Consider the following 16,312-nt stretch of genomic DNA (forward strand, 5'->3'; position numbering starts at 1 on the left):
CGACGGACTCACCCCGCCGCAGTACGGCTACATCGTCGGTCCACACCCGGCAAGTGTAAACAACAGATGAACACCTGGTGGACCACAGGGCGCCATCACGCAGAAATCAGTTTCCCAGTTCCTTCACCAGCGAATCCACCACCGCGACCAGATCACCACCGGCCGCCTCCGCGACCCGGCGCTGCCGCTGGTACGAGGCACCTCGCCGGGGAATGTCCGCGACGGCGGCGAGTTCGTCGGCACAGCCGAGGCGCGCGGCGGTGGGTGCAAGCTGCTCCAGCAGGTCGTTCAGATCGTCGGTGACGAGCCGCTCGTTGCTGTCCGAGTCCAGGATGATCTCCGCGTCCAGGCCGTAACGCGCTGCGCGCCACTTGTTTTCCTTCACGTGCCACGGTTGCAGATTCGGAAGGTTCTCGCCGGCATCGAACCGCCGGTCCAGATCCACGATGAGGCAGTGCACCAGCGCGACCAGTGCCCCGAGCTCCGCCCGGGTGGAGATTCCGTCGAACACCCGGACCTCGATGGTTCCCCAGCGCGGCGCGGGTCGGATGTCCCAGTGCATTCCGCCGACCTTGTTGATCACCCCGGTCTTCATCTGATCGGCGATGAAACTCTCGTACTGCTCCCAGTTCGCGAACTGATAGGGCAGGCCGGCGGTGGGCAGTTGCTGAAACATCAACGCCCGATTGCTCGCGTACCCCGTGTCGACGCCCGCCCACATCGGCGACGACGCCGACAGCGCCAGCAGATGCGGGTAACGCTGCAGCAGAGCATTGAGGATGGGGAACACCTTCTGCGACGAGGACACACCCACGTGGACGTGCACACCCCAGATGAGCATCTGCCTGCCCCACCACCGCGTGCGCTCGATGAGCTCGTCGTAGTCCGGTGTGCGCGTGACCAACTGGGCCGACCACTGGGCGAATGGATGCGTGCCGGCGCAGATGAGATCGACTCCCAGCGGGTTCGCCGCACGGCGCAGCAGATCGAGGGATTCGTCGAGGTCGTCCATCGCCTCGCCCACGGTCGAGTGGATACCCGTGACCAGTTCGACGGTGTTGCGCAGCAATTCCTTGGTGATGCGCGGCGTCTCGGGGCCCCCGAGATCCGCCACGGCGTCAAACACCTCGGCGGCGGTGTTGGAGAGATCCCGCGTGACCCGGTCGACGAGTGCGATCTCCCACTCGACGCCGAGCGTCGGCCGCGGTGAACCGGGAAAGGGAACTACCACGGTTCAGATCCAACCACAGCCCGCGAAGAGCGGCAGCACGCCGGGGGGATGGCCCCAACGGCTGCCGCGATCGCTGTCTCAGCTACCGATGACGCCGCATGCCACGCGCGCGCCCGCATCGCCGGTGGCAAGTGTCTCCTGATCGGGAGCCGGCGCGTAACGGGTCGGGATGTTGGCGAAGTTGTCGGCGCCGGCGTGGATCATGATGGCCGTCCCGGTGTCGCCGTTGCGCAGATCCTCGATCGTGAACGCGTCGGTGGTGGTGACGAGTTCCGCCGCGCCGTCCTCGCGCACCTGGAGCGAGGTGAGGTCGCCGCTGGCTGGGTGACCGGAGCGGCCGCCCACCTGGAAGTGCCCACCCGCGGAGAGGAAGTTTCCGGGCGCACCGCCGCTGGGCGCGACGGAATTGGTTTCACACTTGCCGACCGAATGCACGTGGAAACCGTGGAAACCGGGCGTCAGGTCCTTGACCGACACGGTGACCTCTACATGCTCACCCGACTGCGTGAACGTGGCGGTGCCCACCTCGTTACCCTCGGCGTTCTTCAACGTCGCCGTCAGCGATTCGCTGGAGTCCGACTCACCGGATTCGGCGTCGCCGGGAACAGCGCCGGCACCGGGAGCGGGGGCGCCGGTCCACACGGGCGGAGTTGTGCCCGGAACGTCGCTCGGCTCCTCGTTGTTGCTGCAGGCGGTCAGCGCCAGCGCTGCAATGGCCACCACCGGGGTGACAATGCGCCAGGACATCCGACGGGTGGAACTCGAGGCCATCAAACCGCTCCTTTGAGGTGGAAGAAGTGCACCTGATCATAACTGCGGCGCACCGGGGGCAACCGTCCGGTCTAACCCGTGGAAGTCACGATGACGATCACGCCCGGGGCCGAGTCCTTGATACCCGCGAACCGGGGTTCGGCGCTGACGCCCAGCAGGTCGGCGATCTCGGTCGCCGCTTCCTTCTCACCCGCGGAAGTGCCGTAGTACACGGTGGTCTCGGAAATGGTTCCGTCACGGTAGTTGCCGGTCTCGGACACCGTCCAGCCCGCGGACGTGAGCTTGGTGGCTGTCTGCCCGGCGAGCCCGGTGACGGTGCTGTTGTTCAGTACTCGAACCGGTACCGACGCCGGATCGACGGAAGTGCGCGTCGCACTCGATGTGGGCGATGCCGTTCCCGCGGTCCCGCCGGCGGGTGCCGTCGTGCGCGCGGCTGCGGAACCGGTAGGAGCACTGGTCGCGGCACTGCTGCTGGTGGCGACGACTGCGGTGTCGTCCGAGTCCGAATCGCCCAGAGAGGCGAACCCGAGACCGGCGAAAAGGATCGCCAGAGAAATCAGCACCATCGCGAGGGCGCGTAGCGGCGGTCCGGACGATTCGGGTTTCGAAGTGCTCACGGTGTCGACCTTAGCTTCGACGCGTGCCGGCACATGGGATGACGACTCGGGTCAGGTGACGTCGAAGCCGAGTCGGCGGGCGGCGCGCGCCTTCTGCCTGCTGGCGCGCAGGCGGCGCAGCCGCTTCACCAGCATGGGGTCGGCTGCCAGCGATTCCGGCCGGTCCACCAGCGCGTTGAGCACCTGATAGTACCGGGTGGCCGACATGTCGAACAGTTCCTTGATGGCTTCTTCCTTGGCGCCGGCGTACTTCCACCATTGACGCTCGAAGGACAGGATGTCGTGTTCCCGGCGGGTGAGGCCGTCTGCCCCGACCTCGTCGACTCCGGCCGACCCGACCTCGTGCTGCACCGTCGAGTTGTCATTGCCGGTGCGCTCGGATTCGTTCCGACTACGCGCTGTTGCGCCGTCCATCTCACTCCTCGACTTGCTAGCCTTCGCTCGATCCAGCGAAACCACGTCCCCCGGCTCCTCGATCGCGTGGCCGACCGAGCAACGAATTACACTGCTGTACTTCAGCGCCTATTCAACCATGACGAAGGCCGTGGGCAGTGCCAAGCGGCCGGGCGCGCCGCACTATCCTTGACGACCATGGCCATCCTCCCCATCCGGATCGTGGGCGACCCGGTACTGCACAAGCCGACCGAGACAGTGTCCCAGTCGCCCACAGAACTCGCAGAGCTCATCGCCGACATGTTCGACACGATGGACGCCGCCAACGGCGTCGGGCTCGCCGCCAACCAGGTGGGGCTCTCGCTGCGTCTGTTCGTCTACGACTGTCCGGACGTCGACGAGTCCGGCAAGCCCTACCGGCGCCGGGGTTGCGTCGTCAACCCGGTGCTCGAAACCTCCGAACGTCCCGAGACCATGCCCGACCCCGACGACGACGTCGAAGGCTGCCTGTCGGTTCCGGGCGAGCAGTTTCCGACGGGACGCGCCGAGTGGGCCAAGGTCACGGGCACCGATGCCGACGGCAATCCCGTCGAGATCGAGGGACACGGGTTCTTCGCCCGCATGTTGCAGCACGAGGTGGGCCACCTGGACGGATTCCTCTACACCGACATGCTGATCGGCCGGAACGCGCGCGCCGCCAAGAAGACCATCAAGCGCGCCGGGTGGGGCGTTCCCGGGCTCAGCTGGATGCCGGGAACGGTCGAAGACCCGTTCGGGCATGACGACTGACATCCCGCTGGGGACCCGGGTGGTGTTGCGTTACCGCCTGCCACCGGGCGCCACACATCCGATGACCGACGTCATCGGAATTCTCGAGAGCGTCGAACCACTGGTGACGGTGCGCGGTCCGGGCGGATCCGCGGTCGACGTGACACCGGATCGCGTTGTCGCCATGAAGGCGCTGCCGGCGCGACCGGTACGGACCAGCGAGATCCGCGCCCTCGAACTCGCCTCCGCGGACGGCTGGCCGGGGATCGAGCAGGAATGGATCGACGGGTGGCTCGCCCGGTACGGGCACGGTTTCACCGGACGAGCCAACTCGGCTGCACCCCTGGGCGATCCCGGCACCGTGGGCGACCTCGGCGACCATGCGGCCGACGGCACGCTCGCCCGGCTGCGGAACTGGTATGCGGAACGCGACCGCCCCCTGCGACTGTTGCTCCCCGACCGGCTGGCGACTGTTCCGCCGGGGTGGAACGTCAGCGACGAGGTACTCGTGATGGCCGCGGACATCGACAATCTGGTACTGCCCGGAGGGCAGCGCACCGCCGTCGTCTCGGACCGTCCCGATCCGGACTGGCTCGCCCTCTACCGTTACCGCGGATCTGCGCTTCCCGACTTCGCCGTCGACGTACTCGCTGCGGTCCGCGGCGGCACGCTCGGTTTCGGGCGGATCGGAGCCGCCGATTCCACCCTGCTCGCCGTCGCGCGCGGCTCTGTCACCACCGCCTCGGACGGCCGGTGCTGGGTGGGACTGACCGCGGTCGAGGTGGCCGAGGCTCACCGTAGGCACGGCATCGGGACTCTGATCTGCGGCGACATGATCAACTGGGGTCGAGAACACGGCGCCACCCACGCCTACCTCCAGGTTGCCGCGGAGAACGAGGGCGCGCAGGCCATGTACCGCAGCATCGGGTTCACCGCACATCACCGGTACCGCTACGCCGCGGAGCCTGTTCGGACGTGATCCGCCGGGGCGTGCGCTGTCGGGGGTTGCCGCTAGGGTGACTCCCGTGCGCATCGCTACCTGGAACGTCAACTCTGTTCGTGCCCGTACCGACCGGATCCTGGACTGGCTCCAGCGAACCGACACCGACGTGCTGGCGATGCAGGAGACCAAGTGCAAGGACGAGCAGTTTCCGTACGAACGGTTCCGGGAACTGGGCTACGAGGTGGCGCACGTCGGGCTCAGCCAGTGGAACGGCGTGGCCGTCGCGTCCCGCGTCGGTCTCGACGACGTGCAGATCGGATTCGAGGATCAGCCCGGCTTCCACAAGGATCCGGAGGTGGCACCCGCACTCGAGGCTCGCGCCATCGGCGCCACCTGCAACGGCGTTCGCATCTGGAGCCTGTACGTCCCGAACGGACGTGAACTCACCGATCCGCACTACCGCTACAAGCTCGACTGGCTGGCGAAACTGCGTGCCGACGCGGCCGGCTGGCTGGCGAAGAATCCCGACGAGCAGATCGCCCTGGTAGGCGACTGGAATGTGGCGCCCACGGACGAAGATGTGTGGGATCCGGCGGTATTCGAGGGTAAGACCCACACGTCCGCGCCCGAGCGTGAGGCCTTCAACGCGTTCCTCGAGTCCGGGTTCGCCGACGTGGTGCGGCCCCACGCTCCCGGCCCCGGTGTGTATACCTACTGGGACTACACCCAGCTCCGTTTCCCCAAGAAGCAGGGCATGCGGATCGACTTCGTCCTCGGTTCTCCCGCCCTCGCACAGCGGGTCGACAAGGCCGAGATCGACCGCAACGAACGTAAAGGCAAGGGCGCCAGTGATCACGCGCCCGTCATCGTAGATCTCGGGGACTGAACGGGCGGAGAACGCCGCACGCCGGGCGCCCGCCTCTCACGCAGCAACGCGACCGCCACGAGCACACATCCGAGTCCGACCAGCACTCCGTGAGCGATGCGCAACGGGGCTGCCACATAGAACTGCGGGATCAGGAGCACGAACCCGAGCGCCATCGGGATACCCGCCCATCGCTCGAACAGCCGGGACTTCGCAATCGCCACCGCAGCCACGACTGCCCCGATTCCGATCAGCGCGAGGCCCGCGGCGAACGTCGTCGCCGCGGTGCCGCCCATCCGAATCTGTTCGGCGAGATCGAGGGCGGTGCGATCGTTCAGCGTGCTTCGACCCAGCGTGTGTAGCGCAAAGGTTTCGGCGCCGTAGTACGGCAGGGTCAGCCCGACGCCCAGCCAGGTCGAGACGAGGGCACCCGCAGCCGCTCGTGCGCCCTCCGTTTCGCGTAACAGTTCACGGAGCGCGAACAATGCACCCACGAAAGCGATGAACCCCACGACAGCGGAAAGGTGCGCAACCAGCCACCAGTTCGAGGCGAACTCGGCCGTGCCGTCCGCGGCGCCGCCCGGGGCAAACGGACGCGCGGCGGGGTAGATCACGAATGCCGCCCCGGTCAGCACGAACAGCCATGCAGCCATCACACACTCCTTTGTGAGCATCGCTCTTGTTATAGAGCAGTATTCACGCGAGTGATCAGTGACGCAAGAGCAGTGCTCTCACCCGTCCCCCGCCAGGAGATCGAGACGTTCGGGATGCAGAGCCACATATCGTCGGACGTAGGTACAGATGGCCCGGACCTTCCACCCGCGACGCTGGGCGATGTCGAGCGAATCCCGAACCAGAACTGCCGCGAGTCCCCGCCCGCCGGATTCCTCTTCGACCACCGTGTGCATGAAGGCGACCGCTTCGCCAGGCGAGGCGGTGAAGCCGGGGATGTCGTCCTCGGCGCGGTAGCCGAGGATGCCGAGCAGCTCGTCTCCCCGCCACAGGTCGAAACGCTGATGAGCAGGATTGTCGAGAACGTGTAAGTCTGCGACCGCGCCTGCATCCGGGGATCCGGGACCGGTCGATATGTGATTCATGCCACACATGCAACCAGGCGGATGCCGCGCAGACCGGGCTTTCGCGCGAATCAGTCGTCCGGGGGAACGACCAGATCGCGGTATTCGGGATGTGACGTGAGGAAGCGCTGCACATACGTGCACACCGGCTTCACCTTCCATCCGTAACTGCGCGCCAGGTCGAGCGAGCGACCCACGATGATCCCGGCGAGCCCCTGGTGGCCGAAGTCCTCGACGATCACGGTGTGCATGAACGACACCACCGGTTGCCGCCACGCCCCCGGCGGGCCTGCCCCCGACTGAGGCGAGGAGAAGTCGTAATACCCCAGAATCCCGACCAGATCCCCACTCAGGCGCAGTTCGAAGCGATTCTGGGCCGCGTTGTCGCTCACGTCGACAACCTGCGAATCGGTCAGCACCGCGACCTCCCGGAAGTGTGGGCGTTCGTAATCGAAATGTGATGTATATCACCCTTTATACGCATGCCCGGAACCGCTGTCCAAGTTTCACCCGAATGTTTACTCACAGAGATCTCGGTTACAGTTTGTGCGACAACTACACATTCACGGGGGCTCGCACCAGCGGGCTGAGAGGACGGCTAGGGCCGTCGACCGTCGAACCTGTCCGGGTAATGCCGGCGTAGGGAGCATCAGCGATGAGCAAAACTGTATCTACAGCCACGTCCGTCACCACGGGGCCGATCGAGGGCAGCACCAAGCAGTACCTGCTCTCGGGCGACGACGTCCGGGTACCGGTCCGCCGCGTACACCTCACCAACGGTGAGCACCTCGACATGTACGACACATCGGGGCCGTACACCGACTCCAACGCCACGATCGACCTGGAAGCGGGACTGCCGCACCTGCGCGCGCCGTGGATCGCCGACCGGGAGGGCACCCAACTCGACGCCGCCCGGGTCGGCACCGTCACCCCCGAGATGCAGTATTGCGCTGCACGCGAAGGTGTTTCACCCGATACCGTGCGCACCGAGGTCGCGGCGGGACGCGCCGTCATCCCCTCCAACCGCTGCCATCCCGAACTCGAGCCGATGATCATCGGCAAGGCCTTCGCGGTCAAGATCAACGCGAACATCGGAAACAGCGCGGTCACCTCGTCGATCGCGGAAGAGGTCGAGAAGATGGTGTGGGCGACGCGGTGGGGCGCAGACACCATCATGGACCTGTCCACCGGCAAGAACATCCACGAGACACGGGAATGGATCCTGCGCAATTCACCCGTGCCCGTGGGAACCGTGCCGATCTACCAGGCACTCGAGAAGGTCGGCGGTGACCCGACCGCGCTCACGTGGGAGATCTACCGCGACAACGTGATCGAACAGTGCGAGCAGGGCGTCGACTACATGACGGTCCACGCCGGTGTACTGCTCCGCTACATCCCGCTGACCGCACGCCGCGTCACCGGCATCGTCTCCCGCGGCGGTTCGATCATGGCGGCCTGGTGCCTCGCCCATCACCGGGAATCGTTCCTGTACACCCACTTCGACGAATTATGCGAGATCCTCCACCGCTACGACGTCACGTTCTCGCTCGGCGACGGACTGCGCCCCGGCTCCATCGCCGACGCCAACGACGAAGCCCAGTTCGCGGAACTCCGCACCCTCGGCGAGCTCACGAAGATCGCGAAATCCCATGGGGTGCAGGTGATGATCGAAGGCCCCGGGCACGTCCCGATGCACAAGATCGTCGAGAACGTGCGCCTCGAGGAGGAGCTGTGCGAGGAGGCGCCGTTCTACACGCTCGGGCCGCTCGCCACCGACATCGCACCGGCGTACGACCACATCACGTCCGCGATCGGTGCGGCGATGATCGCGCAGGCCGGCACCGCCATGCTCTGCTACGTGACCCCCAAGGAACACCTGGGCCTGCCGAATCGGGACGACGTCAAGACCGGGGTCATCACGTACAAGATCGCGGCCCACGCCGCGGACCTCGCGAAACAGCATCCGCGGGCGCAGGAGCGGGACGACGCGCTGTCGAAGGCCCGGTTCGAATTCCGCTGGCACGACCAGTTCGCACTGTCCCTCGACCCAGATACCGCGCGGGAGTTCCACGACGAGACGCTGCCCGCCGAGCCGGCGAAGACGGCCCACTTCTGCTCGATGTGCGGCCCGAAGTTCTGTTCGATGCGGATCTCCGCCGACGTGCGCGAGTACGCACAGCAGCACGGACTCGACTCGGTCGAAGCCATCGAGGCGGGCATGGCAGAGAAGTCGAGCGAGTTCGTCGACGCAGGTGGCCGCGTGTATCTGCCCGTCGAATCCGTCACCGGCGGAGAATCGGTAAGGTCCCCTTCGTGAAGCTGCTGCCCCTGACCCCCGACGGCCAGACCCCCGTCCGAGTCCTCACCATCGCCGGCACCGATTCCGGCGGTGGCGCCGGGATCCAGGCCGACTCGCGGACGATGGCGTTGTGCGGCGTCCACGCATGCGTCGCGGTCGCCGCGGTGACGGTGCAGAACTCCGTGGGCGTCAGCGGCTTCCACGAGATTCCACCCGAGACGGTGGCGGCACAGGTGCGGTGCGTCGTCGACGACATCGGGGTCGGGGCAGCGAAGACGGGCATGCTCGCGTCGACGGCCATCATCGAGGCCGTCGCCGCCGTGTGCACCGAGGTCGGGATCGGCCGCGACCAACCGGTCCCGCTGGTCGTCGACCCGGTGTGCGCGTCGATGCACGGCGATCCGCTCCTGCACGCCGAGGCGCTGGACGCCGTGCGGAATACCCTTATTCCCATCGCCACCGTCGTGACACCCAATCTCGACGAGATCCGGCTCATCACCGGAATCGAGGTGGTGGACGACGCGACCGCACGCCGGGCGGCCGAGGCCCTCCACGGACTGGGCGCTCAGTGGTCGATCGTCAAGGGCGGGCATCTGCGGTCTTCGGCATCGAGCACCGATCTGCTGTTCGACGGTGACGCGTTCCTCGAGTACACCAGTCCTCGCATCGATACGGGCAACGATCACGGCGGTGGTGACACTCTCGCTGCTGCCATCGCCTGTGCCCTGGCCCATGGATGGTCCGTTCCCGACGCCGTCGGTTTCGCCAAGGAGTGGGTCACCAAGTGCCTCGAGGCGTCCTATGACCTGGGTGCCGGCCACGGCCCTGTCTCACCGCTGTGGCGACTTCGTCACTCGTGAGTACTTGTTAACGTCCGGCGGTTGAGAAGTACTCACGGGCGGCGGAGCCGCAACCGCCAGATTCCGAGGTCACGAGGCACACCCTTCGGCAGGGGCGCGAAGAAGGCCCGGCGCCAGGGCTTGACGCTCACGCCCTGTTCGTCGAGCGTTCCCGGCTGCAGTGCGGAGAGCGTGGCGGACGACGCCACGACGTTGCCGTCACCGCCCAACTCCATCATCCGGGCCGCGATGGTGACGTCGGCGCCGAGCCAGTCGCTACCGATCTGCCGGGGCACACCTGTGTGGATGCCGACGCGCATACGAGGGCGGTAGCCTTCCACTTCCACCTCTGCGAGCGCTTCCTGCGCGGCGAACACGGCGTCGATCGCACGGTCCGGGCTGGCGAAGACGGCCATCACGCCGTCCCCCAGTCGCTTCACCACGTACCCGCCGCGGTCGACGATGGGGGTCTCGACGGCTCGGGCTACGTCGCGCAGCAAAGCGAGGGTGGCGGTGTCCCCCGCGGGCAGCGACCAACTGGAGAATCCGACCAGGTCGGTGAACACGATGGTCACCTCGCGCGTTCCACGACCGCGTCCGGTGCGCTCGAGCAGGGCCTGCCACACCTGTAGCGCGCCCAGGCTCATCTCGCGTGATGCGCCTGGCTGATGGTCCAGTAAGCGATCCGCGACGCGGGCGATTGCCCGTGCGCTTCCGGGGCCCGCCGTCGACAGCGGGTCGCCGAACGCGGGATCGCCGGGGAGCGCTCGACGGACCTTCCGCAGCCCTTCGATCAGCTGCGGCTGACGGTTCACCGACCCCACCCAGTTCAGGAGCTTGTCGCCTCGTTTCGGTGCGGGAGCGGCGTCCAGCCCGGCACAGTGCGCCTCGGCCGGGTCGTCGCTCACGAGAGTAAGAGTAACTCAACGTCACATGCACAAGCCCATGACGAATCGGACATCACTCCGCCGCCCGTGCCTTTTCCCGCTCCTCGCCACTGGGGACTCCGTTGGGACCGTCCAGCGACTGCGCGTACACGCCGATCGCGTAAGCCACCGCGGCGGCGTTCCGAGTCAGCGCAGCGCGATCGAGATTGGCCAGGGTGTCGTCCGGGCTGTGGTAGTTCTTGTCGAAGTTCGCATCCGGCACGCCGCCCCATTTCTGCGCCTGCTCGGGCGTCTTCCGGTCGTCGGCGCCGCTGAACACGCCGCCCGCTGGAATCCGGTGCGCGATGAACGGCCCGTAGTCGGAGCGTCCGTCGAAGTCGGTGCCGTCGACCGCGATCCCGCGTCCGTGGAGGAATTCCACGAAAGTGCGTTCGATCGCGGCCGAGCCCTCGGGTCCGGGCCCTTCACCGACGTCGTCGGAGTTGTCGCCGTCGTAGGCCAGGTAGCCGGCGTTCTCCGACCCGAGCATGTCGAAGTTCAGGTACAGGGCGATGTGGGCTCGCTCGTCCTCGGTGAGTCCGTCCACGTAGGCCTCCGACCCCAGCAGCCCCACTTCCTCCGCGCCCCAGAAGGCAAAGCGCACCGCATTCTCGATATCAGGAGATCCTCCGAGCTGCACCGCGGTCTCGAGGATGGCGGCGACACCGGTTCCGTTGTCGTTGATTCCGGGCCCCTCGGGCACGCTGTCGAGATGGGCGCCGACCATCACGACGTCGTCGGTGGAGCCGGTCCTCGTCTGGGCGATGACGTTGCGGGATGTGTCTGTTTCGGTGCTGGTGTCGAGGGTGAGGGTGATGTCGCCGCCGGCCTGTGCCAGCGCCGCGCCGTCCGCCGTGCTCACTCCACCGGTCGGGATCTTCGCCGCGTCGGGGTCGCCGAGGGTGCCTCCGGCCACGGGACCCTCCACGTTGTTGACGACGAGGACGGCGGCCGCGCCGCGTGCCGCCGCGACCTCCTGTTTGACCGCGAACTGGCAGACACCGCGATCGACGAGGACGACGGCCCCCTCGACGTCGAGTCCGTCGTAGTCGGTGGGCTCGCACCCCGGGGTGTCGTCCTTGGGTGCGGGCACCACCCGGGCGGTCAGCCCCTGCGGCCCGGTGGTGGCGGAGTAGGTGAGTGCCCGGACGTCGAAGTCCCGATCGCCCGACTTCAGGCTCTCGGCGGCGACGTCGAACCTGTGGAACTCGAATTCCGGTGTCTCCACGTCGAAGCCACTGTCTTCCAGAGCCCGGGCCACGTAGTCGACACTCGCGTCGTAGCCTGCGGTACCGGCGGCCCGATTGCCGTCATTGGTCCGGGCGATGGCCTCGAGCTCCTCGAGGTGCCCGATCAGTGCGGCTTCGGTGAGCGCCGACGAGAGGGTGTTCGCATCGACAGGCGGGGTGTCGGGTTCGTTCGTGGACGAACACGCCGTGAGTGCCAGCGCCCCCGCAACCCCCAGGGTGAAAACCGCACCTAGTCGCATGACGGCGAGCCTAACGCAGAAGCGCCTGTGGACCGGCGCGAATGGTTTCCGCACCGGCCCACAAACACTCACCCCACCCGAGATCTACGCCAGACCTCCCGACGATCGCCTGGCGGAGAAGCGGGGCGCGAAAGTACCTTAGACCGTCAGGCGTCGCGCTTGTTGACGAGCACGAGGCCGGCGGCGAAGACCACGGCCACGAACGCCGCGAAATACACGAGACTCCCCCAGGGACCCCAGTGGAAATCGGCGCCCTGCGACACACCGAGGAACTGGTTGGCATTCATGAAGGGCAGGAACGGCATGACGTTCCGGCCGAAGGACCCGAACAGGTTGAACAGGCTCTCGATCAGCAGGGGCCACAGCAGCAGCAGGGCGATGGCACCTGCCGACTGGCGCAGCAGCGCACCCACGCCGACCGCGAGCACCACGCACAGGAATGCGTAGATCGCCACCCCGTAGATCGATCGCCACGCGTCGCTGCCCGACAGTGTGAGGGCGGCGCCCGCCTCGTCGCCTGCGGTCGCCTTCGCGATGGCATACGCACCGAGGCTGAGGACCAGGGTGAGGAGCGCACCGAACACGCCGATCAGGCCGGCCTTGGCGACGAGGACCGACGAGCGATTCGGAATCGCCTGGAACGTGGTCCGGATGACGCCGAACCGGTATTCGCTGGTCACCGCGAGCGCCGCGAGGATCATCAGCACCAGCACCCCGAACCCGGAAACACCGCCGACGGCGTCGGCCACTTGCGGGACGAAGGGCTCGAAGTCCGGCCGCCCACCCTCTGCCAACTCGTTGTCGAACGCATTCATACTGGTTTTCGCGCTCACCCCGATCACCGCCGCGAGACCGAGGCCCAGCACGATGATGATGGCGGTGCACCACCACGGCGACCTCGTCGACGTAAGCTTGATCCGTTCCGCATCGAGAACAGCCATTACAGTGCACCCCTCATCACATCGTCGACACCCTCTGCGTGGTACTGCACGTCGTCGCCGGTCAGTTTCATGAATGCGTCCTCGAGCGATCCGCGCTGAGATGCCAACTCGTGCAGGGTGATTCCCTGCGAACCGGCAATCGTGCCGATCACGTCCGTGGTCGAATCCACCACCACGAGCGCCTGCTGCCCGCCGGACCCGTCCTCGCGGACGGTGAGACCGTTCGACGTGAGGGCACTGCGCAGCGCGTCCAGCTGCGGACTGCGGACCCGCACCGTCGATTCCGACGACTTGCTCACGAATTCCGACACGGTGGTGTCGGCGATGAGCCGGCCTCGGCCGATCACGACGAGATGTTCTGCGGTCACAGCCATCTCGGACAGCAGATGGCTCGACACCAGCACGGTACGGCCCTCGGCCGCAAGGCGTTGCATGAATTTGCGGATCCAGACGATGCCCTCCGGGTCGAGGCCGTTCACCGGCTCGTCGAAGAGGAGCACCCGGGGGTCGCCGAGCAGGGTCGCGGCCAGACCGAGACGCTGGGACATGCCGAGCGAGAACCCGCCGGCCTTCTTGCCCGCCACCTCGGTGAGGCCGACGAGATGCAGCACCTCGTCCACCCGGCTCTTCGGAATGGAGTTCGACGCCGCCATCCACTGCAGATGCGCGCGGGCCGAGCGGTTGGGATGTACCCATTTCGCATCCAGCAGCGCGCCCACCGTCCTCAGCGGCTGCACCAGGTCGCGGTAGTGCTTTCCCTCGATGAGCGCGGTACCGGCGGTGGGGCGGTCCAATCCGAGGATCATCCGCATGGTCGTCGACTTGCCCGCGCCGTTCGGGCCGAGGAAGCCGGTGACCATGCCCGGCTTCACGGTGAACGACAGGTCGTCCACCGCCCTCGTGGCACCGAAGGTCTTGGTGAGTCCCTTCACTTCAATCATGGTGAGAAGGATGCCTCAACTACCACGTCCGGGGCGACCCGAGGTCACGACGAGGCCTGTGCCCAGAACCTCTTGGGAATGCGGCCGGCATGGCGCGCCTCGTAGCCTGCCACGACGGCATTGCGCATCGCGGACGCCATGAGGGCCGGGTCCTTCGCCCTGGTCACCGCGGTGGCCAGGAGCACGGCGTCGCACCCCAGTTCCATCGCGAGGGTGGCGTCGCTGGCGGTACCGATACCGGCGTCCAGAATGACCGGCACTCCGGCTCCGTCCACGATCATTTCGATGTTGTGCGGGTTCGCGATGCCGAGACCGGTGCCGATCGGCGATCCGAGCGGCATCACCGCCACGCACCCGACGTCCTCGAGCCTGCGGGCCAGCACCGGATCGTCCGTGGTGTACGGAAGGACGATGAATCCGTCGTCGACCAACCGCTCTGCTGCGCTGACCAATTCGATGGCATCGGGCATCAGCGTCCGCTCGTCGGCAATCACCTCGAGCTTCACCCAGTCCGTTTCGAGCGCCTCACGTGCCAGCTGGGCGGTGAGGACTGCCTCGGCGGCGCCCCGGCAGCCGGCAGTGTTGGGAAGAGGGGCGATGTCGAGCCGCTTCAGCAGGTCGAGCACTCCCGTTCCGCCCGCGGCATCCACACGGCGCATCGCGACGGTGGTCAGTTCGGTGCCCGAGGCCACCAGCGCCTCTTCCAGAACCGCCAGGTTGGCCGCCCCGCCGGTGCCCATGATCAGCCGTGAGCCGAAGGTGCGGCCGGCGATGGTCAGGCCTTCCGTCGTCCCGGTCGCAGACTCAGCCACCCTGCACCGCCGTGAGGATCTCGATCTCCCAGCCGCGGCCGACGGCTTCATCCCACCGGGCCCGCGGGAACACCGCCCCGTTCACCGCGACGGCGATGCCCTTGGCCGGAAGGCTCAGCTCTTCCAGAAGTTGTGACACGGTGATCGGCTCCGCGAACTCGTGATCCTCGCCGTTGACGGTGATGCCGACGGGCACCGCGGCCTGCTGCTCTGTCATCGCTACCTCACTACTCTCTCGAAACGTTCGGGGTCGGCCGTCTTCGCCTCCGCCAGGGAGGATCCCTCCAGCAGTGCCAGGGTGGCGTCGGCCGTGACGGGGGCGAGCAGGATGCCGTTGCGGCCGTGCCCGGTCGACACGACCACCCGGTCGGACACCCGGCCGATGAGGGGCAGGTTGTCGGGTGTCATCGGACGCAATCCAGCCGAGGCCTCGCGCAGTTCGTACTCGCCGATGGCCGGCATCAACTCTTCGGCATCCGCGATGAGATCCCGCACTCCGGCCACCGTGACCTGCGTGTCCTCCCCGGACTCGTGCTGGGTGGCCCCCACGACGATGCCATCGGCCCGGGGCACCAGGTACGCGGGTCTGCCGTGCACACTGCCGCGAATCGTCCGGCCCGGCGCGGGCGTCACCCCGGGGCGGGCCCGCAGACGCAGGATCTCCCCCTTCACCGGGCGGACCGGCAGACCCGGCCAGAGTTTCGGGGAGGCGATCCCCGCGGTCACGACGATCTGATCCGTCTCGAGCGCGCCCAGGTCGTGAACGGCCTCCTCGATCAGCTCCACCCCCGCATCCACGGCACACGTCCGAAGGGCCAGCAGCAGAAGTCGGTTGTCGACCGCCAGCTCGTCCCGGGCCAGCAGCCCCAGCCGCACGCCGCGGCCGAGTACCGGCTCGAGCTCGCGGACCTCGGCGCGTCCCAGGATCTCGAGGTCACGGCCCTGTGCACCCACCCACTCGGCGATCGTGCGCAGATCCTGCGCGTCGGCACTGTCGAGTGCCACCGTCAGAGAACTGGTCGACGTGAACAGCTCCACACCTGCGCCGGCCGCGAGTTCGCTACCGAAGTCGGGCCATCGGTCGAGCGACGCGCTCCCGAGTTCGAGGGCGCTCTCCTCCCCCGGCCATCCCTCGGACAGCGGTGCCAGCATTCCGCCTGCCACCCACGATGCTCCCGAACCGAACGACGGATCGTAGATGCGGACGGACCAGCCATCACGGGCCGCGCGCCAGGCGATCGACAGACCTATCGCTCCGCCTCCGACGACGGATAGTGATCCAGACACTGAAAACTCCCTCACTTCCTGCGCCGGCATGATCCGGGTCAGGTATGACGGTCGGGTTCGGCGTGAACCCCTCTCAGCCCCACGTTCCCGGGACTCCCGTGTTGCACTTTCACC

At 67.1% G+C, this 16,312-nt stretch carries 19 protein-coding genes and 2 riboswitches; of the genes, 5 read left to right on the forward strand and 14 right to left on the reverse strand.

Annotated features, from left to right (window positions below; translation table 11 throughout):
* Positions 1 to 106 precede the first annotated feature (106 nt).
* The 4 genes from WAW17_RS05025 to WAW17_RS05040 all read right to left on the reverse strand — a co-directional run bounded on the left by WAW17_RS05025 (position 107) and on the right by WAW17_RS05040 (position 3,033).
* Positions 107 to 1,231 carry a glutamate--cysteine ligase gene (locus tag WAW17_RS05025; protein WP_422331904.1) on the reverse strand — a complete coding sequence of 375 codons (1,125 nt, stop codon included), beginning with the start codon at positions 1,229 to 1,231 and terminating at the stop codon, positions 107 to 109.
* Positions 1,232 to 1,309: 78 nt separating this feature from the next.
* Complete coding sequence (sodC, locus tag WAW17_RS05030; protein WP_422331905.1) at positions 1,310 to 2,002, reverse strand: superoxide dismutase[Cu-Zn]; 693 nt, start codon at positions 2,000 to 2,002, stop codon at positions 1,310 to 1,312.
* A 71-nt stretch (positions 2,003 to 2,073) separates the two neighbouring features.
* Positions 2,074 to 2,619 carry a LytR C-terminal domain-containing protein gene (locus WAW17_RS05035; protein ID WP_422331906.1) on the reverse strand — a complete coding sequence of 182 codons (546 nt, stop codon included), beginning with the start codon at positions 2,617 to 2,619 and terminating at the stop codon, positions 2,074 to 2,076.
* Between the two features lie 51 nt (positions 2,620 to 2,670).
* Positions 2,671 to 3,033 (reverse strand): DUF3263 domain-containing protein, encoded by a 363-nt coding sequence (locus WAW17_RS05040; protein WP_422331907.1) that lies wholly within the window; start codon positions 3,031 to 3,033, stop codon positions 2,671 to 2,673.
* A gap of 177 nt (positions 3,034 to 3,210) precedes the next feature.
* On the opposite strand from WAW17_RS05040, the gene WAW17_RS05045 reads away from it, so the two are divergent.
* From WAW17_RS05045 to WAW17_RS05055, 3 genes are read left to right on the forward strand one after another with little or no spacing between them, the layout of a single operon-like run.
* Complete coding sequence (locus WAW17_RS05045; RefSeq protein WP_422331908.1) at positions 3,211 to 3,801, forward strand: peptide deformylase; 591 nt, start codon at positions 3,211 to 3,213, stop codon at positions 3,799 to 3,801.
* Positions 3,791 to 4,759, forward strand: a complete 969-nt coding sequence (locus WAW17_RS05050; RefSeq protein WP_422331909.1) for an N-acetylglutamate synthase, CG3035 family — start codon at positions 3,791 to 3,793, stop codon at positions 4,757 to 4,759. The genes WAW17_RS05045 and WAW17_RS05050 overlap by 11 nt, the downstream gene beginning before the upstream one ends.
* Before the next feature lie 46 nt (positions 4,760 to 4,805).
* Entirely contained in the window at positions 4,806 to 5,609 is an 804-nt protein-coding gene (locus tag WAW17_RS05055; protein WP_422331910.1) for an exodeoxyribonuclease III, read from the forward strand.
* Here WAW17_RS05055 and WAW17_RS05060 read toward each other — a convergent pair.
* The 3 genes from WAW17_RS05060 to WAW17_RS05070 form a co-directional block, all read right to left on the reverse strand.
* Positions 5,576 to 6,241 carry a hypothetical protein gene (locus WAW17_RS05060; protein ID WP_422331911.1) on the reverse strand — a complete coding sequence of 222 codons (666 nt, stop codon included), beginning with the start codon at positions 6,239 to 6,241 and terminating at the stop codon, positions 5,576 to 5,578. The genes WAW17_RS05055 and WAW17_RS05060 overlap by 34 nt on opposite strands.
* 78 nt (positions 6,242 to 6,319) lie before the next feature.
* Positions 6,320 to 6,685, reverse strand: coding sequence for a GNAT family N-acetyltransferase (locus WAW17_RS05065; RefSeq protein ID WP_422331912.1), 366 nt, complete (start codon positions 6,683 to 6,685; stop codon positions 6,320 to 6,322).
* 50 nt (positions 6,686 to 6,735) lie between these two features.
* Positions 6,736 to 7,083, reverse strand: coding sequence for a GNAT family N-acetyltransferase (locus tag WAW17_RS05070; protein WP_422331913.1), 348 nt, complete (start codon positions 7,081 to 7,083; stop codon positions 6,736 to 6,738).
* A gap of 136 nt (positions 7,084 to 7,219) precedes the next feature.
* Positions 7,220 to 7,327, forward strand: a riboswitch (TPP riboswitch).
* Between WAW17_RS05070 and thiC the strand changes: the two genes are divergently transcribed.
* The gene (thiC, locus tag WAW17_RS05075; protein ID WP_422331914.1) at positions 7,320 to 8,981 is read left to right on the forward strand and encodes a phosphomethylpyrimidine synthase ThiC; all 1,662 of its coding nucleotides are present in this window, start codon (positions 7,320 to 7,322) and stop codon (positions 8,979 to 8,981) included. Its footprint overlaps the riboswitch before it by 8 nt.
* Positions 8,978 to 9,823, forward strand: a complete 846-nt coding sequence (gene thiD / locus WAW17_RS05080; RefSeq protein WP_422331915.1) for a bifunctional hydroxymethylpyrimidine kinase/phosphomethylpyrimidine kinase — start codon at positions 8,978 to 8,980, stop codon at positions 9,821 to 9,823. The genes thiC and thiD overlap by 4 nt, the downstream gene beginning before the upstream one ends.
* Positions 9,824 to 9,855: 32 nt before the next feature.
* Here the strand turns inward: thiD and WAW17_RS05085 are convergent, their stop codons facing one another.
* From WAW17_RS05085 to thiO, 7 genes are all read right to left on the reverse strand, one after another.
* On the reverse strand, positions 9,856 to 10,710 hold the full coding sequence (locus tag WAW17_RS05085; protein ID WP_422331916.1) for an adenylate/guanylate cyclase domain-containing protein: 855 nt from the start codon (positions 10,708 to 10,710) through the stop codon (positions 9,856 to 9,858).
* 52 nt (positions 10,711 to 10,762) lie between these two features.
* A complete protein-coding gene (locus tag WAW17_RS05090) occupies positions 10,763 to 12,217 on the reverse strand; it encodes a M20/M25/M40 family metallo-hydrolase (protein ID WP_422331917.1) in 1,455 nt (484 codons plus the stop codon).
* A gap of 146 nt (positions 12,218 to 12,363) precedes the next feature.
* A complete protein-coding gene (locus tag WAW17_RS05095) occupies positions 12,364 to 13,158 on the reverse strand; it encodes an ABC transporter permease (RefSeq protein WP_422331918.1) in 795 nt (264 codons plus the stop codon).
* Positions 13,158 to 14,099, reverse strand: a complete 942-nt coding sequence (locus tag WAW17_RS05100; protein WP_422331919.1) for an ABC transporter ATP-binding protein — start codon at positions 14,097 to 14,099, stop codon at positions 13,158 to 13,160. The genes WAW17_RS05095 and WAW17_RS05100 overlap by 1 nt, the downstream gene beginning before the upstream one ends.
* A 44-nt stretch (positions 14,100 to 14,143) precedes the next feature.
* On the reverse strand, positions 14,144 to 14,911 hold the full coding sequence (locus tag WAW17_RS05105) for a thiazole synthase (protein WP_422331920.1): 768 nt from the start codon (positions 14,909 to 14,911) through the stop codon (positions 14,144 to 14,146).
* A complete protein-coding gene (gene thiS, locus WAW17_RS05110) occupies positions 14,904 to 15,128 on the reverse strand; it encodes a sulfur carrier protein ThiS (RefSeq protein ID WP_422331921.1) in 225 nt (74 codons plus the stop codon). The genes WAW17_RS05105 and thiS overlap by 8 nt, the downstream gene beginning before the upstream one ends.
* Before the next feature lie 2 nt (positions 15,129 to 15,130).
* Complete coding sequence (thiO, locus tag WAW17_RS05115) at positions 15,131 to 16,228, reverse strand: glycine oxidase ThiO (RefSeq protein ID WP_422331922.1); 1,098 nt, start codon at positions 16,226 to 16,228, stop codon at positions 15,131 to 15,133.
* A riboswitch (TPP riboswitch) is annotated at positions 16,197 to 16,308 on the reverse strand. It overlaps the preceding gene by 32 nt.
* Between the last annotated feature and the right edge of the window lie 4 nt (positions 16,309 to 16,312).

Source organism: Rhodococcus sp. (in: high G+C Gram-positive bacteria) (assembly GCF_049286785.1).
Lineage (GTDB): Bacteria > Actinomycetota > Actinomycetes > Mycobacteriales > Mycobacteriaceae > Rhodococcus_F.